The sequence below is a fragment of the Rhodococcus pyridinivorans genome (assembly GCF_900105195.1).
Lineage (GTDB): Bacteria > Actinomycetota > Actinomycetes > Mycobacteriales > Mycobacteriaceae > Rhodococcus > Rhodococcus pyridinivorans.
This window is the reverse complement of sequence record NZ_FNRX01000002.1, coordinates 232,732-255,969: the sequence shown is the minus strand read 5'-3', so window position 1 is coordinate 255,969 and position 23,238 is coordinate 232,732. Positions and strand designations below refer to the sequence as shown.

The window sequence follows — 23,238 nt, the reverse complement described above, 5'->3', positions numbered from 1 at the left end:
CCACTCCTCCCTCTCGGTCGGTAAGGGGAGAATGCCCGTTTTCTTCGTTGGCACACAAGAGGTGTCGAGTGCCAGCACTGCCGCTACACCTCTTGCTATCCGCCTCGGCAATTGCTGCGGCGGATAGCGATTCCTGTAGCGGATAGGAAAGACCAGGCCCGGAGACGACGAAGGGCGCCGGTGTCCCGGCGCCCTCGCTGTCGGTCTCGCGACCTGTATGACCGATCCGTACTAGACGATCAGGCCCGAGGTGGCGGTGCGAGCGCGCTCGAAGCGAGCCTGCACGTCCGCCCAGTTGACGATGTTCCAGAAGGCCTTGACGTAGTCGGCCTTGACGTTCTGGTACTGCAGGTAGAAGGCGTGCTCCCACATGTCGAGCATGAGCAGCGGGGTCAGGCCGATCGGGATGTTGCCCTGCTGGTCGTACAGCTGGACGATGATCAGACGCTGTCCGATCGAATCCCACGCGAGGATCGACCAGCCGGAGCCCTGGATGGAGTTCGCGTTCGCGGAGAAGTGATCGCGGAACTTGTCGAACGAACCGAAGGCATCGTCGATCGCAGCAGCGAGCTCACCCTCGGGCTTGTCGCCACCCTCGGGGGAGAGGTTGTTCCAGAAGACGGAGTGGTTGGTGTGACCACCCAGGTGAAAGGCGAGGTCCTTCTCGAGCTTGGTCGCCTGGGCCGCCATGGTGCCGTTCTCGCGGGCCTCGGCCAGCTTCTCGAGAGCGGTGTTCGCACCGGCGACGTAGGTGGCGTGGTGCTTCGAATGGTGCAGCTCCATGATCTTCGCCGAGATGTGCGGCTCGAGCGCTGCGTAGTCGTAGGGCAAGTCCGGAAGTGTGTATTCAGCCACGAAGGGTCCCTTCTTCACCGGGCCGTCCGGCCCGTGCAGTTATTCCGTACCTTCTCGGGTTTCCACCCAAGTCCATAACTACACCGTCCGCAACATTCCCCGTAATGCGGACACGATCGGACCGCGACTGTGTCGGAGAGCACCCGGAACGGCCCACGCGTCCGGAAAATAGCTCTCACCAGCGCAAACAGTCGGATATCGGGACCATCGGCAACGGCTGCGTGAACGGGACCTTAACATTGGCGCGTGTTTCGGCCCTTCCTGAACGAACCGACACGCGGGGCCGATGCACCGCGTGTGGATCTGCCGGGCGTCGATGTCGTCCGGTTCGTCGCGGTCGCGGCCGTGCTCTACTCCCACATCGCCTTCTACCTGATCGACGACCTCGGGACGGGCTGGTGGGGCATCGACCTCACCTACGAGGTACTCGTCAAGGGCGCCGGCCTCAACCAGCACCTGTCGTCCGTCGGGGTGACGGCGTTCATGATGCTCACGGGCATGCTCGTCACCCGGTCCGCGATCCGGCAGGACCGCCGGAAGTTCCTCATCGCCCGGGCCGCGCGGCTCCTGCCGGCCTTCTGGGTGGCGATCCTCGCCGCGGTCGTGCTCGTGTGGCTCGGCATCAACGGCACCTTCAGCGGCCACACCACGGTGTCGGTCTCCGAGGCGTTCCTGTCCTTCTTCCTGGCTGCGTTCTTCCTGAAACCACAGGTGATCGTGCTCGGCGTGGTGTGGACGCTCGCCGCACAGATCTCGTTCTACCTGTGGTGCGTGGCGGGACGGTCGCTGCTGCGGACGGCGCCGGTGGCGGTGCCGATGCTCGGCGCCGTGCTGTGCATGCTGGTGCTCCTCTACAACCTGTACGTGCCCGAGCCGTACACGGTGCCGTTCCTGTCGAAGATCGCGTCGACGCTGCCGACCTTGTTCCTGGGGCAGATCGTGTACTTCGGCTGGGCCGGCCTGATTTCGCTGCGCGCCCTGCTGGCGGCGATGTTCGCGCAGATCGCGGTGATCGTGATGGCCACGGACATCAACGTCTACTGGTCGGGCAGCCGCTATCTGTGGACGGTGACGGTGGTCTTCGCGGCGATCGTGCTGGTCGCGCGGTACGACGGGCGCCTCGCGCGCTCGACCGTCGTCTCCTGGGTCGCGACCCGCAGCTACTGCATCTACCTGACCCACACCCTCGTGATGTACCGGATCTACGAGAACACCGTGGGCATCGTCGGCACGACCGCGGCGATCGTGCTGCTGCTGATCGGCTGCGGTCTCGTCGCCGAGGTGCTGTACCGCAGCGTCGAGGTTCCGGCTGCGCATTGGATCAAGAGCCGCTGGCTCGCGCCGAAGCAGGTCGCTTCCGACGAACGGACTGTCGCTCCGACCCGCGCGTAGCATCGGGTCATGTCCTGGTTCGACGAGATCCTCGCCCGTGCAGGTTCGAAGTCGCAGATGGTGACGCGCGAGGACGCGCTCCCCGGTCGCGCCGAACCGCTGCCCGTCCCCGAGACCCACTACGTCAACGGCAACCGCATCGTTCCCCCCTTCCCCGAGGGCCTGCAGGCCGCAGTCGTCGGCATGGGTTGCTTCTGGGGCGCCGAGAAGGAGTTCTGGCAGCTCGACGGCGTCTACTCGACCGCGGTCGGCTATTCCGGCGGCTACACCCCCAACCCCACCTACGAGGAGGTGTGTTCCGGCCGGACCGGGCACACCGAGGTGGTGCTCGTCGTCTTCGACCCGAAGGTGATCGGCTACGAACACATCCTGCAGCAGTTCTGGGAGAACCACGACCCCACCCAGGGCATGCGGCAGGGCAACGACCACGGCACCCAGTACCGCTCGGCGATCTACACCCACGACGAGACGCAGATCGAGGTCGCCGAGGCCACGGCCGAAGCGTTCGGCAAGCGACTGGCCGACGCCGGATACGGGCAGATCACCACGGAGATCGCCCCGCTCACGCAGTTCTACTACGCGGAGGACTACCACCAGCAGTACCTCGCGAAGAATCCCAACGGCTACTGCCCCGTCCACGCCACCGGCGTGAGTTGCCCGGTGGGCCTCGGCGCCTGAGAGAGCGTCGGGCCTCAGGGTTCGACGGTGTCGCGCACCACATCTCCGCTCGCAGTGCGAGTGTGAGATGCGTTGGCGTTCCTTGAACTTCCCCGAAGGCGGACGCATTCTGGAAGAAGGGATCATTCCAGAGGGGGAAAGGGACGGCTTGCCGACATGACGACCAGAGCGGGGTATCTGCGGCGTACACGGCGAAGTCTGCGCAGGCGGGATCCGCTCGTGCGTCGCACCGACAAGCTCGAGGCGCGCTGCTTCACCCTCATGATCGCCGTGATGGCGATCCTGATCCCCGTCGCGGTGTGGGTGTCCGCCACCATGTGGAGCTCCCAGCTCGAACTCTCCGAGAAGCAGAATGCCGAACGTGTCAGCGTCACGGCCGTCCTCGACGCCGATGCCCTGAGCGACTCCTCCGGATGGGGCGAGACCGTGAAGATCTCCTCGGCCCCCGCGACCTGGGGTTGGGGCGACGAGACGCGTCACGCGCTCGTCCAGGTGGACAGTCTCGCGACCGCGGGCAGCGAGGTGCAGGTCTGGGTTGAGGGGAGCACCGGCGAATACACGCAGCCCCCGCTGACCACCTCCGCCGCGAAGTTCACCGCCGTGCTGTCCGGGGTGTGGTTGTGGACGTTCTCCGCCGCCGCCGCGGCCGGGCTGTTCGCCCTCGCGCACTGGCGTCTCGAGGTGCGGCGCAGCCGCGAGTGGAGCCGGGACATCGAAGCGTTCCTCGGCTCCACCAGCAGCCACTGACCCGGCTAGGACTGCAAGCACCGCCTGCGCGTCAGAGATCCGCGACGGCGGGCATGACCTCGTTCGCCACCAGTTCGAGGTGCTCGAGATCGGCGAGATCGAGGACCTGCAGGTAGATGCGCTGCGTCCCGGCCTCGGCGAAGGTGCGGATCTTCTCGATCAACTCCTGCGGCGTGCCCGCGAGTCCGTTCTCCCGCAGTTCGTCGACCTCACGGCCGATCCGTGCCGCGCGACGCGCGATCTCGTCCTCGTCCCGGCCGCAGCACAGCACGAGTGCGTTCGAGTAGGTCAGTTCCTCGGGGTCGCGTCCAGCATCCCGGCAGGCCGAGCGCACCCGCTCGAACAGGACCTTCGTCTCGTCCAGCGACTTGAACGGCACGTTGAACTCGTCGGCGTAGCGCGCCGCCAGTGCCGGCGTGCGCTTCTTGCCTGCGCCGCCCATGACGATCGGTGGGTGGGGACGCTGGTACGGCTTCGGCAGCGCCGGGGAGTTCTCGATCCGCACGTGCTCGCCCTCGTACGAGAACGTCTCGCCCTCGGGGGTGTCCCACAGGCCGGTGATGACCGCGAGGGACTCCTCGAAGCGGTCGAACCGCTCCTTCAGCGTGGGGAAGGGGATGCCGTAGGCGAGGTGCTCCTCCTCGAACCAGCCGGCTCCGAATCCGAAGTCGACGCGTCCGCCGCTCATGGCGTCGACCTGCGCGACGGAGATTGCGAGCGGGCCGGGGTACCGGAAGGTCGCCGAGGTGACGAGCGTGCCGAGGCGGATCGTCGACGTGTCGCGGGCGAGACCGGCCAGCGTGATCCATGCGTCCGTCGGTCCGGGCAGACCCTCGGCGTTCATGGCCAGGTAGTGGTCGGAGCGGAAGAACGCGCCGTAGCCGAGTCGTTCCGCGGTCTGTGCGACGGCGAGGAGGTCGTCGTAGGTGGCGCCCTGCTGGGGTTCGGTGAAGATGCGTAATTCCATGACCCGATCATTTCAGCGACGGACCCGGCGCGCGCCATCGGCGGGCGCTTGTCCACTGTGAGATGTCTCGAGTGTGATTCCCCATGCGTGGATAGGCCTGTTGATGAACCTGTGGAAACTGTGGATAACTCCAGCGGATGGGGTTGATGGGGAGTGTTGTGGAAGACCTACCTGCCCCACCTGCGGAACAGTATCGGTACGACCACACCCACATCCGTTCACGCCGCGTGCCACTATTGAGACGTGAGCTTTTCCGACGTGCCCACCGTGTCGGTCGACCTGGTACCCGAACTCGGCGACGAGGTCGTCCTCCTCGACGTCCGCGAGGACGACGAATGGGAACTCGGACACGCCCCCGGCGCGCTGCACATTCCGCTCGCCGACGTGCCCGCCCACATCGAGGAACTCGACCCCGACGCCGAGATCTACGTGATCTGCAGGCAGGGCGGCCGCTCCCTCGGAGCGGTCGAGTACCTGGCCCGCATCGGGTACGAGACCTTCCAGGTCGCGGGCGGCATGGTGGCGTGGCAGAAGCACGGACTCCCGCTCGTCTCCGAGCGCGACGAACCGGCAAAGATCTATTGATGTCGGCCTATCAGATCTGTGTGCGCTGTGAGAATCGCTGGTCGGTGACATATCAGCCGCGGCAGTGGTGCCCGGCCTGCCGCGGTGTGCTGCTCTCACCCGTCGCCCCCGACGGGACGGTTCCTCCGTCGCGCCGTAACTTCCGCTGGGTCGCGCGACCCGCGGGTGGTGCTCCGACGACCGAACCGACGTCGCCCGCGCACGGGTGTCCGGCTCCCGAGACCCCGTCCTATCGTGAGATGCCCCGCTGGGGACTGCTCGATCCGCTCCCGGACGAGGCCGTCGAACCCGATCGCGCCGAGACCGCCGCCGACCTCGCGCCGACGCTGCTCGTCGGCACCGCCGTCGTCTTCGGTCTCGCGGCGGTCGCCGAGGCCGTCCGGTACGGAGTGTTGCTGTACAACCGCACCCGTCTCGTCGACCCGCTCGTGCTCGCGTTGTCAGATGCCGCGGTGTGGGCGACCCAGGTGGTCGGGCCGGTCGTGGCGCTGGCCGCGGCGGTCGCATCCGGATTGCGGTTGATCGACCTGCGCCGGCGCATCTACGCCGAGCGTGGTCTCGCCGAGTCGCGGTCGCCGCTGTCCATCCTCGCGGGGCTGGTCGTTCCGGGCCTCAACCTCGCGATGCCCGGTGTCTTCCTCACCGAGATCGCCGACCGCGACCCGCGGTTGCTCCGCGCGATCCGCACCTGGTGGGTGCTGTGGGTGGTCAACGGTGTGCTCATGGTGGCGCTGCTCGCGTGGCGTCAGCGCGACACCCTGCAGGCCCGCGCCGACGGCGTCCTGCTCACCGCCGTCCTCGCGGCGCTCGGGACGGTCGTCGCGCTGTCGACCCTGCACGTCCTGCGCCTGTTCGACGACGCCGACCTGTGGGGACGGCCGCTGCGCCGTCGCCGCTTCACCCACGCGGCAGGTCCGGCCTCGTCGCCGATCGCGCCCATCGTCCCCGCCGCCGTGCGCGAGCAGGAACAGGCCCGCGAAGAACAGGACGACGCTCCGGAATCGGCCGGAGAACGAGCGGACGACGAGGAGCGCGTTGAGGCGGTGGCGCCGTGACCCGCAGCGCGCATCCCCGGGTCGTCGCGCATCGCGGTGCGTCCGCCGCCCTCCCGGAACACACGATCGGCGCCTACGAGCTCGCATTGAAGGAAGGTGCCGACGGCGTCGAATGCGACGTGCGGCTCACCCGCGACGGTCACCTCGTGTGCGTGCACGACCGCACGATCGACCGCACCTCGAACGGCACAGGTGTCGTCAGCGAGATGACCCTCGACGAGCTCGCGCAGTACGACTACGGACGCCCCGGCGAGCCCGCCGACCTGCTCACGCTGCGGCAACTGCTCGAACTCGTCATGGACTTCACGAGTGTCCCGGTGAAGGTCTTCGTCGAGACCAAGCATCCCGTCCGCTACGGCGGTCTCGTGGAGAGCAAACTGCTCGCCGAACTGGCCCGCTTCGGTCTCGCGACCCCGGCATCGGCCGATTTCTCCCGGGTGGTGGTGATGTCGTTCGCGGCGGGGGCCGTCTGGCGCATCCGCCGGGCCGCGCCGCTGCTGCCCACCGTGTTGCTGGGGGAGACCTCGCGCTACCTGCGCGGCAGTGCCGCGACCACCGTCGGCGCGACCGCTGTCGGTCCCTCGATCGCGACGCTGCGCGAGCACCGCGATCTCGTCGACCGGGCTGCGCTGTCGGGCCGGGCCACCTACTGCTGGACCGTCGACGACCCCGCCGACGTCGAACTGTGCCGCGAGCTGGGCGTCGAGTGGGTCGCCACCAACCATCCCGGGCGCACCAAGCTGCAGCTCGACGCCGCCTTCGATCGGTGAGCACCCTCACCCGGTCCCGCGACCTCGACATCGCGACACGGGTCGCCGTGTAGTTTGACGCCGTGGCCAAGAAGAGCAAGAGAAACAGCGGACCCAAGCCCGGCAGCAACCGCGCCGCGAAGCTCGAGCAGCGCCGACTCGAGCGGGAAACAGCGGCCGCCGCGACGTCCCGGCCCTTCGAAGGACTCGCCTTCGAATGCGATCTCGTGGCACTGCGCGAGTTCGTGCCGTCGGCCCTCGCGGAGCTGCCCGCGGCCGAGGACGGCCGTCGCGTCGTGGGTGCGACCATCCTCCCCGGCGGGGTAGCGGCCCTGGTCCGCGAGGAGAACGGTGAGTCGGTCGCGTACGTCGGCCTGCAGCTCGCCACCGGCTTCGGCCCGGACCCGGCGGGTGAACTGGCCGCGGCCCTGTACTGGGCGCACACGGCCGAGCCGGGCTCGTCGCTGCAGGTCGCGAGTGTCGACGACGACACCCCGCCGTTGGCCGAGCTGATCGACCCGGCAGCCGTGCCGGCGATCACCGTCCACAACGACTTCGACTGGTGGATCCCGGCCGGTGTCGAACCGAGCGCCGAGATCGCGCACACCGTCAAGCACGCGAACGAAGCCGTGCTGCCGTCCGCGCGTCTCGAAGGCGACGGTCTCCGCGGCGCGTGGTGGGTCGATCCGGGCGAGAAGGCGCACCTGCGCTGGGTGCGCCCCGAGGACGAGGACGCGCTGATGGCGGCGCTGTCGCGCGTGCACGCGGCGGGCGGTCTGCACCTCGGTGAGGGATCGCGGTTCGCTGGTTCGTTCCGCACCCACGGTCTGCTGGTGCCGGTCTTCGACCTCGACCGCGAGAAGCACCCCGACGAATGGGTCACCCCGACCATCGAGTTCGGGCAGCGCCTCGACGAGGCCCTCGCCGTGGACGAACCGCTCACCGCCGCCGAGCGCCGGTCGCGCGACGGCCTGCGCAGCCGCCAGGTCACCCTGCGCTGACCCGCTCACGACAGCACGAAGGCCACCTCCCGCGGGAGGTGGCCTTCGTCGTTCCGGGTGGGCTGTCCCCGGATGGAGGAACGATCAGATGGCACCGCCGGCGGCGAGCGGGGCGTTGCCGCGCGGCTCGCGCACCTTCGAGTTGAGCTCGCGGGCCACGAAGTCCTCGAGGTTGAAGAGGTTGGAACCGGCACGGTCGGCCACGGTCAACAGGGTCGTCATCGTCGCAACCTCCTCGACCTGTTCCTGCAGGAACCACTGCATGAACTGCTCGCCGAGGTAGTCGCCCTCGTCGCGCGCGGTGCGGGCGAGCTCGACGATCTGGTCGGTGACCTTCTTCTCCTGGGCGAGGGCCAGCGCGATCGGCTCGCGGGCATCCTCGAACATCGACTGCACCGCGTCGACGCCGGTGAGGTCGACGGCCATGTCGCGGTCCAGGAAGTACTGGACGATCATCATGGCGTGGTTGCGCTCCTCGACGGCCTGCGCGTAGAAGTGCTTCGCCAGCTGCGGGAGATCGGTGTTGTCGTAGAAGACCGCGATGGCGATGTACTGATGCGACGCCGTGAACTCGTGGCGGATCTGGTCGTGCAGCAGCGTGTGGAACTTGGTCTTGGTCATGTCGCCCATCGTCGTCATGATCACGACGTTAGTGCAGGTCAACGCGCTTTTCATCCAAGCCTTGGCTACCCTTGGGCAACGCAGCATCGGCTACCCTACGGAAAATTCGGACAGCCTTCCCCAAGATCGACGACGATTCGCGGCGTCCGTCAGGGGGCCGGAGCGAGCAGTTCCGGCGGGATCGGGTCGCCCTCCGAGATGGCTCCGAAGAACGGCACGGCGCGCTCACGATCCCACAGCAAGACGTTGCCGATGCCGTAGACGTCGTCGAATCCGCCCACCGGAACCGTCGTGGTGACCGTCTCGCCGCGCATCGCCCACGCGAGTCGTGCGAGGTTCCACAGGTGGTCGCCGTCGTCGACCCGCAGCGACCCGGCCGCACCCGACATCAGCGACCATGCCCGGAAGGGGTTCAGGAAGGTGCCGGGACTGGTGGCCTTGCTCAGCAGCGCCGACAGGAACAGGCGCTGGTTGTTCATCCGGTCCAGGTCGGCGAGCGGGGTGGCGCGGGTGCGCACGAAGCCCAGGGCCTGCGCTCCGTTGAGCTCCTGGCATCCCGGTTCGAGCCTGAGTCCGGCGAGGGGGTCGTCGATCGGATAGGTCACGCAGATGTCGACCCCGCCGACCGCGTCGACGATCGACGCGAACCCGCCGAAGCCGATCTCGGCGTAGTGGTCGATGTGCACGCCCGTGGCGCCCTCGACCGTCTGCACGAGCAGTTGCGGTCCGCCCAACGCGAACGACGCGTTGAGCTTGTCCTGGCCGAAGCCCGGGACGCTCACGTAGGAATCGCGGGGCAGCGAGACCATCGTCGTGGCGCCCCCACCGGGCGGGATGTGGACGAGCAGCACCGTGTCGGTGCGGTCGGCGCCGACCTCCCCGCCGGTCGCGAGTTCCTGTTCCTGCTCGGGGGTGAGGCCCACGCGGCTGTCGGAGCCGACGAGCAGCCAGTTCGTGCCGGGGGTGTCGCCGACCCGGCCGTCGTAATCGGCGAGCGCATCGACGCGCGCGAGTGTGCCGTCGAGGTAGACCATGCTCGCGCCCATCGCGACGACGAGCACCACCAGGACGATCGCGAGTCGCCGCAGGATGCGCCGGGCACCGAGCGGGCGGCGTGGTGCCGGTCGTGAGGGCGGGCCCGGTCGTGAAGGCGGTGCCGCAGGGCGTCGCGGGGGTGCGGGCGGTGGTGTGTTCCCGCGCGGCGGGCGACGGTTCGGGGCGGGGTCGGCGATCCGTTCGGGTCGCTGCGTCGGTGCCCAGTCGCGTCGTTGCTGCGGGGGCGGTTGCTGTCGGTCCTGCCGCGGAGCGGGCCGGTAGTTCGGGGCGGGTGCCTGCGACCACGCCTGCGGTGACTGCGGTCGTCCGTCGCGCCGGAGCACCTGGGTGCCCTCTGGGGACGGCGGGGGGCCGCCGCGACGCTGTGACGGAGGAGCGCCCCGTCGCTGCGGTGGCACCCCGCGCTGCGGGTTCGGCGGTACTGCCCGTCGGGCAGGAGGGCCCTGCGGGGGAAGTCCCTGCGGAGGCCGCGGCCGGTTCCGAGGGTCGCGAGGGTCGCCGTTCACCCGGACAACTCTACGTTCAGGGCAGCCAGGAGACGTGGCCTCTCAGTGCTTGGTAGCCCACGAAGGCGATGGTGTCGATGAGCGCGTGGGCGATCACGAGCGGCCACAACCGGCCGGTGCGCTGCCAGTAGCGCCCGAAGACCAGGCCCATGACGACGTTGCCGAACCCGCCGCCGACGCCCTGGTAGAGGTGGTAGCTGCCGCGCAGCAGGGCGGAGGCGAGCAACGACGAATTCTCCGACCAGCCGAGCTGCCGCAGGCGGGTGAGGAGATAGGCGACGACCAGGATCTCCTCCGCCCCGGAGTTGGCGATCGCCCACAGCACCTCGGTGGGCAGTCGCCACCAGTAGTCCTCGAGCAGGCTCGGCGCGACCGTCAGGTTCAGGCCGGCGGCCCGCGCCACCAGGTACAGCACCAGTCCGGGGAGTCCGATCAGGGCGGCCAGCCCCAGGCCGGGCAGCAGGTCCCGGCGCAGACCGGGTCGGGCGAGGCCCGCGAGTCGCGGTCCGACACCGCTGCGCCAGAGCAGGTACAGGCCGAGGGCACCCCAGGCGAGCAGGCGCACGATGCCGAGGAGTTGGCGGGCGAGATCGATGAACCCCTGCGACGAGCGTGGCGTGTTGAGGGCGACGGTCTGATCCGACAGCGGTTCTGGTGCCAGCGCCGCCTCGGCCAGCGACAGGATCGACGAGATCCCGCTCAGGCCGAAGGTGACGAGCAGGACGATGGTGATCTCGATCCACAGCGCGCGGCGCTCGGTGGGGTCGAGGGGCGGCTCGGGGTTGCGGGATGCGGGCCGCAGCCAGTCGCGAAGGGTCGTCACCGGAGCGATTGTGCCGGACCCTGCGTGGCCGGTCCTTTCGCCGCGGAGAGGCGCCCCACCGGTTCGCGGTGATGTGTCCAATTTGACAGCGGTCCATGTGACCCATCACACTTCACATCGCCCGACCGATCGATCGCTCGGGTGCGGATAGGGGCCTTGGGGGCCGAGGGGAATCTGCGACCCGGAAGTAGGGACATGAACATCGAAACATCTGAGAAGAATTCTGTTGCAACAACTTCGGTGACTCTCGCATCGAAGAAGAAGTCTCTTCTCGCCAGCTCCGTGGGCAACATCCTCGAGTGGTACGAGTGGAGCGCCTACGCTGTGTTCGCTCCGTTCATCGCCGCAGCGATGTTCAACAGCGACAATCCGGTCTCGGCATTGCTGTCCACACTCGCGGTCTTCGCCGTCGGATTCCTGATGCGACCGCTCGGTGGCATCGTGTTCGGCCGCATCGCCGACAAGCGCGGCCGCAAGTTCGTGCTCGTCACGACCATGCTCATGATGGCCGGTGGCAGCCTCGTCATCGGGCTCATGCCCACCTACTCGTCGATCGGCGTGTGGGCGTCGGTGCTTCTGCTGCTCGCCCGCGTGGTGCAGGGCTTCGCGCACGGTGGCGAGTCGGCGACCGCCTACTCGTATGTCAGCGAGATCGCGCCGCCGCATCGCCGCGGCATGTGGGGCAGCGTCGCCTTCGTCGCGATCTTCGGCGGTTCCGTGCTCGCGTACACGATCGGCGGAGCGGTCACCTCGACGCTCTCCGAGAGCGCCGTGGGCGAGTGGGGATGGCGCGTGCCGTTCCTCCTCGGCTTCTTCCTGGCGCTGTTCGCCCTCTACCTGCGACGCAGCATGGAGGAGAGCGAGGTCTTCGACCAGCAGGAGACCCGGGTCGACGAACCGCGTATCCCGCGCAAGGTGGTCGTGCGTGCGATCCTGCTGATGATCGGCATGACCTCGGGTGTCACGGCGGCGCACTACACGTGGACCTCGTACGTCTCGACGTACGCGATCACGCAGAAGGGCATGGACGCCGACACCGCCTACTGGATGCTCGTCATCGCCCAGGTCATCGCGCTGGTCTCGCTGCCCTTCTGGGGTCTGCTCTCCGACCGGATCGGCCGGCGCCCGATGCTCGGCGGCTTCGCGGTCCTCATGTTCGCGCTGCAGATCCCGCTGACGTCGATGATCACGTCGGCCGGGTGGACGTTGCTCGTGTCGACCACTCTCGCCCTGCTCATCGTGTCGATCCCTGGTGCGATCCTGTCGTGCACCCTGTCGGAGAGCTTCCCGACCCGCCTGCGTACCCAGGCCATCGGCTTCGCCTACTCCTTCTCGGTGGCGGTCTTCGGTGGCACCGCGCCCTACCTGAATCAGCTGCTCACCGGCTGGGACATCGGCTGGGTCTTCGGGGTCTACATCATGGTGCTGTGCGTCGCGACCGGCATCGCTGCGCTGATCATGAAGGAAACGAAGGGTATCGACCTGCAGAAGGTCTGATCATTCGGATGATCCCTGCCGCCGCGTACCGCTCAGGTGCGCGGCGGCAGTCCGTTTCGGAAGGGGCAGCCGACGAGCAGGCGCAGCGCGCGGCTCAGGGCGGCGGGATCGTCGACCGGTTCGTGGAAGGGGATCCGCACGTCGTGGTCGTCGCCTTCGGACTCGACGCGTAGCCGCAGTCCGTAGCGGTCGAGGCCCAGGGGGCGGATTCGTCCGCCGCGGTGCGCGGGCGGGATGCGTCGCGCGATCTGCCGCACGATGTCGGCGTGGTCCTCTTCGAGGTGCTGGAGCCACCCGGTCTCGAGTGCGGCGAACGGGTCGGGAGCGGCGTCGAGGACGTCGGCGACGTCGACGGCCTCGGCCCCGGTGGTGTCGGCGGCGACGACGGAGTCGAGCGTCAGGCACAGCAGTTCGGAGCGGTGTCCGACGTCGAGGAGTTCGGGATGCGGCAGGATCTCCGCGATCTCGGCGGCGACCCGGCGCGGATGCTCCACGGGACGCAGGGTGCCGCTGAGCCAGATGAGCGACCGGACCGGATTGCGCAGGGCGATCGGGGAGTGGTCGGTGAGCTCGAGCATGGCGGGGATGCCTGCGCTGCCGGACTGCCAGGCGAGTGCGACGGGGAGGCTGTCCTCGGCGACGACCACCGCGACCTGCCCGTCGTCGAGGAGATGATGAACCGAGGTGGGGAGTGGACCGCAGCCGTCGATCGCGAGCTGCGTCGTGTCGGCGCGGATGAGGGCGGTGCGTACGCGTTCGGCCGTGGTCGGCGCGGGGATGACGGATGTGGTGGTCTGCATGCCAACCCTCCTTCTCGATGTAGGTGAGGCAAACCTAAGTCATTGTGATCGCGGTCGCAAGTGGTCCATCGGTAGCCTGGATCGGTGCCGATCCCACTTCCCCTCGGAATGCCGCCGTCCCGCGACGAGCCCCGCGGACTGCTCGACGCGCTGCTCACACACCGGCACGACAGCCTCACCGACGCCCTCGCCGCGACCGGCCGCACGCTCGCCCCGCCGATCGTCCCGGCCGCTGCCGTCACCGGATCACCCACCCGCGAACTTGTCGTCGAGCTCGACGCCTCGGCCGAACTCCCCTCGCCCGCCGGGTGGCGTCCGGTCCGGTATCAGGTCGACTGCACGGCCGAGGACCTCGAGGACGTTCTCGCGATCACCGCGCCGGCACCGCTGGTCGTCTACCCGCACGTGCCCGACGCCGCGCTCGCCGACGCCGCCCGCGCGCTCACCGAGGCCGGTCACATCCCCGGCCTGACCGCAGGTCGCGGGGGCGACGCCGTCGCCGACTTCCTCTCCGTCCTCGCCCACGCCGACACCGGTTACGCCGCCCGCGCGACCGGCACCGACGACGTCGTCGCCCTACTCTCCGCCACCGTCGCGGCGCTGAGCGGTTTCGACGTCCGCGAAGCCCTCGGGACTCCCGACGTGGCCCGGCTCCGGCGACTCGTACCGGAGGCCGCCGCGGCGGTGCGGGAGATCCTGCTGGTCGTCGAGGTCGACGACACAGACGCCGTCGTTCGGGAGCTCGAGGCGCTCGACCTCACCACCGACTGACACGGGCCACCGCTCGGGTGCGGTTCACGCAGAGTCCGCCTTCCCGTCACGACCGATGCGTAACCTCGTACACGTGCCACGTATCGCCTATTTCGGACCCTCGGGAACGTTCACCGAGATGGCCCTCGACCGCTTCGAGAGCCTCGGTGCACTCGACGTGCTCGGCGACGGATCCGCCGACGTCGAGCGCGTCTCGGTCGCCAGCCCGCCCGCTGCCCTGCAACTCCTGCGCGACGGGAAGGCCGACGGTGCCGTCGTCCCCATCGAGAGCTCCGTCGAGGGTTCGGTGCCGCCCACCATGGACGCCCTCGCGCTCGGGCCGCGCCTGCAGATCGTGTCCGAGGTCGAACTCGACATCGCGTTCACGGTGGTCACCCGCGAAGGGATCACCCGCGATCGTGTCCGCACTATCGGTGCCTATCCGGTGGCCGCAGCGCAGGTGCGTCGCTGGATCGAGGACCACCTGCCCGACGCCGAGGTCGTGACCGCGGCCTCCAACGCGGGAGCCGCCGAGGACGTCGCGTCCGGCAAGGTCGACGCGGCGGTGTCCACGGCGCTCGCCGGACAGCGGCTCGGCCTGTCCGTCCTCGCCGACAAGGTCGCCGACTTCGAGGGCGCCCGCACCCGCTTCGTGCTCATCACGCGGCCGCGGCCCGTGCCGAAGCGCACCGGTGTCGACCGCACCTCGGTGGTGCTGCAACTCCCCAACGAGCCCGGCTCGCTGGTGCGCGCCATCACCGAGTTCTCCACGCGCGGAATCGATCTGTCGCGTATCGAGTCCCGGCCGACCCGCAGGGAATACGGCACCTACTTCTTCCACTTGGACTGTGTGGGTCACATCGACGACGCGCTGGTCGCCGAGGCGCTGCAGGGATTGCACCGCTTCGCGCAGGTGCGGTTCCTCGGATCGTGGCCCGCTGTGTCCGAACACGGTGTCCCACCCGTGTCGGACGACGAGGATGCGCGGTGGCTCGACCGACTGCGGCGCGGAGAGGACTGACGGTGAGCGGCAGATTGATCCTGGCCCGGCACGGCCAGACGGTGGCGAACGTCGCCCGGAGGCTCGATACGAAACTCCCGGGCGCGGAGCTCACCGAGCTCGGCGTCGAACAGGCCCGCACGCTCGGGAAGAACCTCGTCGAGCAGACGCCGTCGCTGCTCGTCGCGTCGCAGGCGCTCCGCGCTCGGCAGACGGCCGAGCACGCGGCACCGGTGGTGTCGCTCGAGACGGTCGTCCGCGAGGGCGTGCACGAGGTGCAGGTCGGCGAGCTCGAGGACCGCAGCGACGAGGAGTCGCACAAGTTGTTCATGAAGGTCTACGAGGAGTGGCACAACGGCGACCTGCGGGCGCGGGTCCCGGGCGGTGAGTCGGCGCTCGACGTGCTCGACCGGTACCTGCCCGTCCTGGAGTCGCTGCGCAGCGACTATCTCGATGCCGGTTCGGGTGACGTCGTGGTCGTCAGTCACGGTGCCGCGATCCGGCTCGTCGCCGCCTATCTGGGGAAGGTGCCGTCCGGCTTCGCCATCACCAACCACCTGGCCAACACCGAGACGGTCGAGCTGGTGCCAGTGGCCGGCGGTGGCTGGGAGTGCGCGCGCTGGGGAACCTTCTTCGCGCCCTTCCACGACACCGCGCGCGGTGGTGCCGACGACCCGATGGGGTGATACCGCCCACCTTTCGATCCTTCGAGCGCAAAACGTACGGGTATCCTCGGGGCGTCCGTATGAAGTAGCGATCGGTAGGTAGGTGCGGTTTCATGGGTGCTTCGAGCGACGGGGCCGACACCCTCACCAACGGTGAGGCGATCCCGGACTGGCGCATCCTCGAACCGATGCAGCTCAGTCCCATCCTCACCGCTGCCCTCGACGCCTTCTACGAGACCGGCTTCCACGGCACCTCGGTGCGGGAAATCGCGCGCCGCGTCGGCGTCACCGTCCCGGCGCTCTACTACCACCACGAGAACAAGGAAGGGCTGCTCATCGCCCTTCTCGAGCTCTCGACCAGCGACGTGCTCTCCCGAGCCCACGCCGCCGCCGAGGACGCCGACGGCGACCCGGTGCGCAGGCTGTCCAACGTCATCGAGGCGATTGTGCTGCGCATGACCCTGCGGGCCCGCCTCGCCGCGCTCGAGGGTGAGGCCCGCTACCTGAGCCCCGAGAACCGCCAGCGCTACCGTGCGGTGCGCAAGGGCGTCGAGCAGCTGGTGCGTCAGATCGTCGAGGAGGGTGTCGCCGCGGGCGTGTTCGACGTGGACGATCCCGCCGAGACCACGCGTGCCCTGCTCGGCATGTGCCAGTCGATCCCGCGCTGGTACCACGCGGAGGGCACGCTCAGCCCCGAGGCCGTCGCGCAGAAGTACGTCGGTATCGCCCTCAAGACCGTCGGGGTCTGACGGCCGGATCCGGTGTCGATCGAACTTCGGCGGTCGAAGTTCAGCGTCGGTCGAACCAGGTGACCTGCGTGCCGTTGCTGAACTCCTCGCGCGCGGTGACGTCGAATCGCGTGGGGACGAAGTTGCCCGACAGTGCCGGGATGCCGTCGCCCGCGATCACCGGATAGCTCTTGAAGATCAGCCGGTCGATCTCGGCGAACAGTTGCCCCGCGATGTTGCCGCCACCGCAGAGCCAGATGTCGAGCCCCTCTTCCGCCTTCAGCTTTCGGATCAGCTCGACCGGGTCGGTGCCGACGATCCGAACCTGCGGATCGTCGACCGGCGCGAGAGTGCGGGACACGACGTACTGCTGCATGTGGCTGTACGGGCTCGTGAGTCCCAGCGAGAGACCGGGTTCGTAGGCACCGCGCCCCATGATCACCGTGTCCCATTCCTTGTTCGGCGTGTCGACCGGCATGCCGACCTGTTCGCGGAGCGCGGTGGGGACGGCTTCCGGATATCTCGCGCTCATCGCCGCTGCCATGTCGTCGCAGATCGGATAGAAGTCGTACTCCCCGTTCGGCCCGGCGATATAGCCGTCGAGGGTCACTGCCACGTAGTAGACGAGCTTTCGCATGGTGGACCGCCATTCGTAGTACTATGGATGAAGTGGTTTGAAGGTAGTACTACATATGGAGTGGTGTCAAGTGGTTCGGACGAATCCGGAACGACGACAGGCCTTGTTGGATGCCTCGATCGAGGTGCTGGCGCGCGACGGTGCGCGCGGGCTGACCTTCCGCGCGGTGGACAAGGAGGCAGGGGTCCCGACGGGGACGGCGTCGAACTACTTCGCCAACCGCGACGACCTGCTCGTCCAGGTGGGTCACCGCTACTACGAGCGGCTCCTGCCCGCCGACGAGGTCATGGCACAGTCGCAGGCGCCGCAGACCCGCGAATCCATGATCGAGCTGATGACGGAGGTGGTCGACCGGCTCATCCGGTTCCGCGCCGGCTATCTCGCGCTCCTCGAACTACGCCTCGAAGCCACCCGACGGCCCGAACTGCAGGCCCTGCTCACCGAGCGGGTGCGCGCCGACCTGGATTTCAACATCGCCAACTACCGGCACTCCGGCCTGCCGGGCGGTGAGAACGCCGTCGTGCTGCTCTATCTCGCGTTGAACTGGCTCGTGCTCGACCGACTCACCCTCCCCGGGATCGTCGACGAGGACCGTGTCGCCGAACTGGTGCGGGCGGCCGTCGAACGCGTGATCCCCGACGCCTGAAACGACTTCGGTGGATCCGACCCCGCTCAGCGAGGCCGGATCCACCGAAATCGTCGACGGTTCAACGACGGAAGTTCGCGGTGCGCTTCTCCTGGAAGGCCGTAACACCCTCGGTGAAGTCGGCGCTGCCGAGCAGGACGAGCTGCCCTTCGCGCTCGCGGGCGAAGGCGTGGTCGAGTTCGGTGAGCGTCGCGTCGTTGATCGCATTCTTCGTCGAAGCGAAGGCGGTCGACGGGCCGTCGGCGAGCCGATGCACGAGAGTCTCGACCGCACTGTCGAATTCGTCGTCCGCGTAGACGTCCGAGATGAGTCCGGAGGCCAGCGCTTCACCGGCCGGAAGTCGCTCGGCCAGCAGGGCCATCTTCAGCGCCCGCGCGCGACCGATCGACGCGGCGACGAGCGCGGACGCACCCCCGTCCGGCATCAGACCGATCCGGGTGAAGGCCAGCAGGAAGTATCCCGACTCCTTTGCGACGGTGAGATCGCATGCCAGAGCGAGCGATACGCCGACACCCGCGGCCGCGCCGTTGATCGCTCCGACGACCGGCCGGGGGAACACCCGGATCGCGGCAACCGCGCGGTTGGCGGCGTCGATCGTGTCGGCGGAGGGCGGAGCGCTCAGGTCACGACCGGAAAGGTCGGCGCCGGAACAGAACGCGCGACCGACGCCGGTGAGCACCGCGACCCGGACGGAGGTATCGTCGGCGTACTTCTCGAACGCATCGGCGATCGCCTCGAGCGTCTCGGTCTTCACGGCGTTCATCCGCGAGGGACGGTTCAGGGTGACGCGCAGGACGCCGTCGTCGACGGTCGTGTCGACACCGGGCAGGTCGTCGGTCATGGCTGTTCTCCTAGGGTCGGGACGTCAGGTCGAGCGCGACCTTGCCGGTCGCGGAACGGTTCTCGAGCGAACGCAGTGCTGCCGGAGCTTCGTCGAGGGGATGGAGGGTGGGTTCGGGGACGACGAGCGTCCCGTCGCGCAGCAGCGGTTCGAGTGCGGCCCACTGCCGCGCCGGGTAGCCGGGGTCGGTGCGGAGGTACTCGCCTCACCCCGCGCCGACGACCGAAATGTTCTTCAGCAGAAGGCGATTGACCTTCACGGTGGGAATGCTGCCGCCGGTGAATCCGAGAACGACGGCCCGTCCACCCGGCGCACCGTGGGCGAGGACGGTCTCACCCGCCCGGTACCGGGCGCGCTCGTCGAGCGCGAAGTGCGCGGTGAAGGAGTTCATGAGCATCCCGGCGCCCGCGGTCAGCGACACGCTGTCGGGCAGCGGGAAGACCAGCTCGCGCGGCAGTGCGACGGTCTGCTGCCACGATCCGTCGATGGACAGCACGGCGACGCGTTGTCCGGCGGTGAGGCCGCTGCCCTCGGGTGCGCTGCGGACGATGCCCGCTGCTTCGGCGCCGAGCACGCACGGCCGCGGCCGGACCATCTGGTAGCCGCCGGTCGTCTGCAACAGATCGGGAAAGGGCACGCCGGCGGCGTGTAGGTCGACGAGGACGAGCGAATCGCCTGCCTCGGGTTCGGGGATGTCGGTCACGCGGACGGCGTCGGGGCCGGCGTGTTCGGTCAATTGCGCTGCGCGCACGGGCGTCTCCTCGACTCGGGTCGTGATCCATCACTATCAGAGTGGCTTAGCGTGCGCTAGCTCTCAGAGATCATTGACCGAGCGCTAAGTCCGTGGTAGAGCTTTTAGCGATCGATAAGTACGCCGCTGGGAACGTCTCCGGCCCGCACGCTGCACTTTCGAAAGGATCGTCATGACCAACGCTGTCATCGTCGACGTCGTCCGTACCGCTGTCGGTAAGGGCAAGCCGGGTGGTGCCCTGTCCGGCACCCACCCCGTCGAACTCCTCGCCCACGTCCTGCGCTCGCTCGTCGAGCGTAACGACATCGACCCCGCGCAGGTCGACGACGTGATCGGCGGCTGCGTCGCCCAGGTCGGCGAGCAGTCCCTCAACATCTCGCGCACCGCGCTCCTCGCCGCCGGTTTCCCCGAGTCGGTGCCCGCGACCACCATCGACCGCCAGTGCGGATCGAGCCAGCAGGCCGCGCACTTCGCCGCGCAGGGCATCATCGCCGGTGCCTACGACATGGTCATCGCGTGCGGTGTCGAGTCGATGAGCCGCATCCCGATGGGCACCGCCACCCTCGGCAAGGACACCCACGGCCCGAGCATCCGTGCCCGCTACCCCGAGGGCCTGGTCAACCAGGGCATCTCGGCCGAGCTCATCGCTGCGAAGTGGAAGTTCGACCGCGACGCGCTCGACGCCTACTCCGCGCAGTCGCACCAGCGCGCCGCCGCCGCCCACGAGGCCGGCCGGTTCGACAAGGAGATCGTCCCGATCACCGTGGAGAACGCAGCCGGTGAGCAGGTCGAGCACACCGTCGACGAGACGATGCGCGCCTCCACCACCGCCGAGGGCCTCGCCGGCCTGAAGCCGTCCTTCTACACCGAGGAGTACGCCGCCAGGTTCCCCGAGGCGCAGTGGGTCATCACCCCCGGCAACTCGTCGCCGCTCACCGACGGTGCGTCGGCCGCGCTCATCATGAGCGAGGAGATGGCGAACAAGCTGGGCCTGACCCCGCGCGCCCGCTTCCACTCGTTCTCCGTCGCCGGCGACGACCCGGTCTTCATGCTCACCGCCCCGATCCCGGCCACGCAGAAGGTGCTCGCCCGCGCGGGTCTGGGCATCGACGACATCGACGCCTACGAGGTCAACGAGGCGTTCGCGCCCGTGCCGCTCGCCTGGGCGCACGAACTCGGTGCCGATCCGGCCAAGCTCAACCCGTGGGGTGGCGCGATCGCGCTCGGCCACGCACTCGGCTCGTCGGGCACCCGTCTGTTGTCGACCCTCGTCAACCACCTCGAGGCCACCGGCGGTCGTTACGGTCTGCAGACGATGTGCGAGGGCGCGGGCATGGCCAACGCCACCATCATCGAACGTCTCTGACTTCTCGAAGTCTCGAGGATCTCCGAACCGCAACCACTCTCGAAAGGGTAATCAATGATCGTCAACGACAGCGTCGCCGTCGTCACCGGTGGTGCCTCCGGCCTCGGTCTCGCCACCGTCAAGGCCCTGCTGAACGACGGTGCCCAGGTCGTCATCATCGATCTGCCGTCGTCCAACGGTGAGACCATCGCCAAGGAACTCGGCGACCGCGTCCGCTTCGTCGCCGCCGACGTCACCGACGAGGCCGCCGTCACCGAGGCCCTCGATGTCGCCGAGTCGCTCGGACCCGTGCGTGTCGCGGTGAACTGCGCCGGCATCGGCAACGCGATCAAGACCGTCAGCAAGAAGGGTGCCTTCCCGCTCGACGCGTTCAAGAAGGTCGTCGACGTCAACCTGTTCGGCACGTTCAACGTCATCCGTCTCGCCGCCGAGCGCATCGCGAAGACCGAGCCGATCGACGGCGAGCGCGGCGTCATCATCAACACCGCTTCCGTCGCCGCCTTCGACGGCCAGATCGGCCAGGCCGCGTACTCGGCGTCCAAGGGCGGTGTCGTCGGCATGACCCTGCCGATCGCCCGCGATCTCGCGTCGCTGCTCATCCGCGTCGTCACCATCGCACCGGGCCTGTTCAAGACTCCGCTGCTCGGCTCGCTGCCGGAGGAGGCCCAGGCCTCGCTCGGCGCGCAGGTGCCGCACCCGGCCCGCCTCGGCGATCCGTCCGAGTACGGTGCCCTCGCCGCGCACATCGTCTCGAACCCGATGCTCAACGGCGAGGTCATCCGCCTCGACGGCGCGATCCGCATGGCTCCGCGCTGACCCGAGCACCGACTGTGAGAGGAGGGGGTCGATGACCCCGGCGTACGAGGCCGAGGAATCCGACACGCCCCACGCGGACGTGCAGTCCGCCGACTGGCGCGAGTTCCAGCCTCTGGAGCTCGACCCCATCCTCGAACACGCCCTGGAAGCGTTCAGCGAGAACGGCTTCCACGGCACCACCGTCCGCGACCTGGCCGGCCGGGTCGGCGTGACGGTGCCCGCGCTGTACTACCACTACGAGAACAAGGAAGCCGTTCTCGTCACGCTGCTCGACGCCGCCGTCCTCGACCTCATCGGCCGTGTCTCGGCCGCGGTCGCGGACGGCGGCGACGACCCGGTCGCCCGCTTCGTCAACGCCGTCGAGGCGATCGTGCTGAACATGACCCACCGCGCACAGCGTTCGGGCCTGGATTCCGAAGTGCGCCACATCTCCCCGGAGAACCGCCGGACCTACGCCGCGACCCGCAAGCGTCTCGAGCTGATGATGCTCGACCTGGTGCGCGAGGGCGTCGAACAGCAGGTGTTCGACGTCGACGACGTCGAGGAGGCCGTGCGCGCTCTCCTCGGGATGTTCCAGTCCATCGTCCGCTGGTACCAGCTCGGTGGTCCCCTCACTCCCGCTCAGGTTGCCCAGCGGTACATCATGATCGCACTGCGGGTCGTGGGCCACCCGGCCGCCTGAGAGTCTTTCGAACCACCTCCACGCAAGGAGTCCATGCCGTGCTGACCACCGCCTTCACCGAAACCTTCGGCGTCCGCCATCCCATCGTGCAGGGAGGGATGCAGTGGGTCGGCCGCGCCGAACTCGTCGCTGCGGTCGCCAATGCCGGCGCGCTCGGCATGATCACCGCTCTCACGCAACCGACCCCCGAGGATCTCGCGAAGGAGATCGAGCGCACCCGCGAGCTCACCGACCAGCCGTTCGGCGTCAACCTCACGATCCTGCCGGCGATCACCCCGCCGCCCTACGAGGAGTACCGCCAGGTCATCATCGACTCCGGTGTGAAGATCGTCGAGACGGCCGGATCGAATCCCGCGCCGCACCTGCCCGACTTCCACGCTGCCGGAATCAAGGTGCTGCACAAGTGCACCAGCGTCCGGCACGCCGTCAAGGCGCAGGACATCGGTGTCGACGGCATCAGCATCGACGGTTTCGAATGCGCCGGGCACCCCGGTGAAGACGACGTCCCCGGCCTCGTGCTCATCGCCGCCGCGGCCGAGAAGATCACCATCCCGATGATCGCCTCCGGCGGCTTCGGTGACGGTCGTGGTCTGGTCGCGGCCCTCGCGCTCGGCGCCGACGGCATCAACATGGGCACCCGCTTCATGTGCACCGAGGAATCGCCGATCCACCGCACCATCAAGGAAGCCATCGTCGCGGCGAGTGAGACCGACACCGAGCTCATCTTCCGTCCGCTGCGCAACACCGCCCGCGTCGCGAGCAACACCGTCAGTCGCGAGGTCGTCGAGATCCTCGACCGCGGAGGACAGTTCGAGGACGTGCGCGAACTCGTCGCCGGTGCCCGCGGCCGCCTCGTCTACGAGAACGGCGATCCCGAGGCCGGCATCTGGACGGTCGGTACCGTCCAGGGAATCATCCACGACATCCCCACCGCGGGGGAATTGGTCGAGCGCATCGTCGCCGACGCCGAGAGTCTCATCGCGGAGCGTCTGAGCGGCATGATGTCGCGCGTGAACGCCTAGGA

General features: G+C 68.5%; 25 protein-coding genes and 1 pseudogene. 17 read left to right on the top strand and 9 right to left on the bottom strand.

The window, feature by feature from the left end; genetic code table 11:
* Window positions 1–231: 231 nt before the first annotated feature.
* Window positions 232–855, bottom strand: a complete 624-nt coding sequence (locus BLV31_RS01805; protein WP_006553395.1) for a superoxide dismutase — start codon at window positions 853–855, stop codon at window positions 232–234.
* A gap of 297 nt (window positions 856–1,152) precedes the next feature.
* Between BLV31_RS01805 and BLV31_RS01800 the strand changes: the two genes are divergently transcribed.
* From BLV31_RS01800 to BLV31_RS01790, 3 genes are all read left to right on the top strand, one after another.
* Window positions 1,153–2,247 carry an acyltransferase family protein gene (locus BLV31_RS01800; RefSeq protein ID WP_033097862.1) on the top strand — a complete coding sequence of 365 codons (1,095 nt, stop codon included), beginning with the start codon at window positions 1,153–1,155 and terminating at the stop codon, window positions 2,245–2,247.
* Window positions 2,248–2,256: 9 nt separating this feature from the next.
* The gene (gene msrA, locus BLV31_RS01795; RefSeq protein WP_006553397.1) at window positions 2,257–2,925 is read left to right on the top strand and encodes a peptide-methionine (S)-S-oxide reductase MsrA; all 669 of its coding nucleotides are present in this window, start codon (window positions 2,257–2,259) and stop codon (window positions 2,923–2,925) included.
* Between the two features lie 156 nt (window positions 2,926–3,081).
* Complete coding sequence (locus BLV31_RS01790) at window positions 3,082–3,672, top strand: Rv1733c family protein (protein WP_242411670.1); 591 nt, start codon at window positions 3,082–3,084, stop codon at window positions 3,670–3,672.
* A gap of 31 nt (window positions 3,673–3,703) precedes the next feature.
* Here BLV31_RS01790 and BLV31_RS01785 read toward each other — a convergent pair whose 3' ends face one another.
* Complete coding sequence (locus BLV31_RS01785; protein ID WP_006553399.1) at window positions 3,704–4,639, bottom strand: LLM class F420-dependent oxidoreductase; 936 nt, start codon at window positions 4,637–4,639, stop codon at window positions 3,704–3,706.
* Between the two features lie 258 nt (window positions 4,640–4,897).
* Here BLV31_RS01785 and BLV31_RS01780 point away from each other — a divergent pair, with 258 nt between their 5' ends.
* The 4 genes from BLV31_RS01780 (at window position 4,898) to BLV31_RS01765 (ending at window position 8,029) form a co-directional block, all read left to right on the top strand.
* Window positions 4,898–5,224 (top strand): rhodanese-like domain-containing protein, encoded by a 327-nt coding sequence (locus tag BLV31_RS01780; protein WP_006553400.1) that lies wholly within the window; start codon window positions 4,898–4,900, stop codon window positions 5,222–5,224.
* On the top strand, window positions 5,224–6,279 hold the full coding sequence (locus BLV31_RS01775; RefSeq protein ID WP_064060565.1) for a DUF4328 domain-containing protein: 1,056 nt from the start codon (window positions 5,224–5,226) through the stop codon (window positions 6,277–6,279). Before BLV31_RS01780 ends, BLV31_RS01775 begins: the two co-directional genes overlap by 1 nt.
* A complete protein-coding gene (locus BLV31_RS01770; protein WP_016694581.1) occupies window positions 6,276–7,049 on the top strand; it encodes a glycerophosphodiester phosphodiesterase in 774 nt (257 codons plus the stop codon). The genes BLV31_RS01775 and BLV31_RS01770 overlap by 4 nt, the downstream gene beginning before the upstream one ends.
* Window positions 7,050–7,111: 62 nt before the next feature.
* Complete coding sequence (locus tag BLV31_RS01765) at window positions 7,112–8,029, top strand: DUF5926 family protein (RefSeq protein ID WP_064060564.1); 918 nt, start codon at window positions 7,112–7,114, stop codon at window positions 8,027–8,029.
* A gap of 84 nt (window positions 8,030–8,113) precedes the next feature.
* Here BLV31_RS01765 and BLV31_RS01760 read toward each other — a convergent pair whose 3' ends face one another.
* The 3 genes from BLV31_RS01760 to BLV31_RS01750 form a co-directional block, all read right to left on the bottom strand.
* Window positions 8,114–8,659 carry a ferritin gene (locus BLV31_RS01760; protein ID WP_229568520.1) on the bottom strand — a complete coding sequence of 182 codons (546 nt, stop codon included), beginning with the start codon at window positions 8,657–8,659 and terminating at the stop codon, window positions 8,114–8,116.
* A 140-nt stretch (window positions 8,660–8,799) separates the two neighbouring features.
* Complete coding sequence (locus tag BLV31_RS01755; RefSeq protein ID WP_248846204.1) at window positions 8,800–10,029, bottom strand: LCP family protein; 1,230 nt, start codon at window positions 10,027–10,029, stop codon at window positions 8,800–8,802.
* Between the two features lie 199 nt (window positions 10,030–10,228).
* Window positions 10,229–11,035, bottom strand: coding sequence for a CPBP family intramembrane glutamic endopeptidase (locus tag BLV31_RS01750; RefSeq protein ID WP_006553406.1), 807 nt, complete (start codon window positions 11,033–11,035; stop codon window positions 10,229–10,231).
* A 195-nt stretch (window positions 11,036–11,230) separates the two neighbouring features.
* On the opposite strand from BLV31_RS01750, the gene BLV31_RS01745 reads away from it, so the two are divergent.
* The gene (locus tag BLV31_RS01745) at window positions 11,231–12,532 is read left to right on the top strand and encodes an MFS transporter (RefSeq protein WP_037217341.1); all 1,302 of its coding nucleotides are present in this window, start codon (window positions 11,231–11,233) and stop codon (window positions 12,530–12,532) included.
* Between the two features lie 32 nt (window positions 12,533–12,564).
* Here BLV31_RS01745 and BLV31_RS01740 read toward each other — a convergent pair whose 3' ends face one another.
* Entirely contained in the window at window positions 12,565–13,332 is a 768-nt protein-coding gene (locus BLV31_RS01740; RefSeq protein WP_064060563.1) for a DUF2470 domain-containing protein, read from the bottom strand.
* A 108-nt stretch (window positions 13,333–13,440) separates the two neighbouring features.
* On the opposite strand from BLV31_RS01740, the gene BLV31_RS01735 reads away from it, so the two are divergent.
* The 4 genes from BLV31_RS01735 to BLV31_RS01720 all read left to right on the top strand — a co-directional run bounded on the left by BLV31_RS01735 (window position 13,441) and on the right by BLV31_RS01720 (window position 16,496).
* The gene (locus BLV31_RS01735; protein ID WP_019290373.1) at window positions 13,441–14,103 is read left to right on the top strand and encodes a hypothetical protein; all 663 of its coding nucleotides are present in this window, start codon (window positions 13,441–13,443) and stop codon (window positions 14,101–14,103) included.
* A gap of 73 nt (window positions 14,104–14,176) precedes the next feature.
* Window positions 14,177–15,103 carry a prephenate dehydratase gene (gene pheA / locus BLV31_RS01730; protein ID WP_064060562.1) on the top strand — a complete coding sequence of 309 codons (927 nt, stop codon included), beginning with the start codon at window positions 14,177–14,179 and terminating at the stop codon, window positions 15,101–15,103.
* A gap of 2 nt (window positions 15,104–15,105) precedes the next feature.
* On the top strand, window positions 15,106–15,768 hold the full coding sequence (locus BLV31_RS01725) for a histidine phosphatase family protein (RefSeq protein ID WP_037217338.1): 663 nt from the start codon (window positions 15,106–15,108) through the stop codon (window positions 15,766–15,768).
* 92 nt (window positions 15,769–15,860) lie between these two features.
* Complete coding sequence (locus BLV31_RS01720; RefSeq protein WP_006553412.1) at window positions 15,861–16,496, top strand: TetR/AcrR family transcriptional regulator; 636 nt, start codon at window positions 15,861–15,863, stop codon at window positions 16,494–16,496.
* Between the two features lie 40 nt (window positions 16,497–16,536).
* Here the strand turns inward: BLV31_RS01720 and BLV31_RS01715 are convergent, their stop codons facing one another.
* Window positions 16,537–17,112 carry a dihydrofolate reductase family protein gene (locus tag BLV31_RS01715; protein WP_064060561.1) on the bottom strand — a complete coding sequence of 192 codons (576 nt, stop codon included), beginning with the start codon at window positions 17,110–17,112 and terminating at the stop codon, window positions 16,537–16,539.
* A 70-nt stretch (window positions 17,113–17,182) separates the two neighbouring features.
* Between BLV31_RS01715 and BLV31_RS01710 the strand changes: the two genes are divergently transcribed.
* Window positions 17,183–17,758 carry a TetR/AcrR family transcriptional regulator gene (locus BLV31_RS01710; protein ID WP_006553414.1) on the top strand — a complete coding sequence of 192 codons (576 nt, stop codon included), beginning with the start codon at window positions 17,183–17,185 and terminating at the stop codon, window positions 17,756–17,758.
* A gap of 61 nt (window positions 17,759–17,819) precedes the next feature.
* Here the strand turns inward: BLV31_RS01710 and BLV31_RS01705 are convergent, their stop codons facing one another.
* Both BLV31_RS01705 and BLV31_RS01700 read right to left on the bottom strand, forming a co-directional pair.
* Window positions 17,820–18,599, bottom strand: coding sequence for an enoyl-CoA hydratase (locus BLV31_RS01705; RefSeq protein ID WP_064060560.1), 780 nt, complete (start codon window positions 18,597–18,599; stop codon window positions 17,820–17,822).
* A 10-nt stretch (window positions 18,600–18,609) separates the two neighbouring features.
* A pseudogene (locus BLV31_RS01700) lies at window positions 18,610–19,350 on the bottom strand (alcohol dehydrogenase catalytic domain-containing protein).
* A 172-nt stretch (window positions 19,351–19,522) separates the two neighbouring features.
* On the opposite strand from BLV31_RS01700, the gene BLV31_RS01695 reads away from it, so the two are divergent.
* From BLV31_RS01695 to BLV31_RS01680, 4 genes are read left to right on the top strand one after another with little or no spacing between them, the layout of a single operon-like run.
* A complete protein-coding gene (locus BLV31_RS01695) occupies window positions 19,523–20,716 on the top strand; it encodes a thiolase family protein (protein ID WP_064060559.1) in 1,194 nt (397 codons plus the stop codon).
* Between the two features lie 54 nt (window positions 20,717–20,770).
* A complete protein-coding gene (locus tag BLV31_RS01690) occupies window positions 20,771–21,532 on the top strand; it encodes a 3-hydroxyacyl-CoA dehydrogenase (RefSeq protein ID WP_019290368.1) in 762 nt (253 codons plus the stop codon).
* Between the two features lie 31 nt (window positions 21,533–21,563).
* Entirely contained in the window at window positions 21,564–22,214 is a 651-nt protein-coding gene (locus BLV31_RS01685) for a TetR/AcrR family transcriptional regulator (protein WP_064060558.1), read from the top strand.
* Window positions 22,215–22,252: 38 nt separating this feature from the next.
* Complete coding sequence (locus tag BLV31_RS01680) at window positions 22,253–23,236, top strand: NAD(P)H-dependent flavin oxidoreductase (RefSeq protein ID WP_019290366.1); 984 nt, start codon at window positions 22,253–22,255, stop codon at window positions 23,234–23,236.
* Window positions 23,237–23,238: the final 2 nt, after the last annotated feature.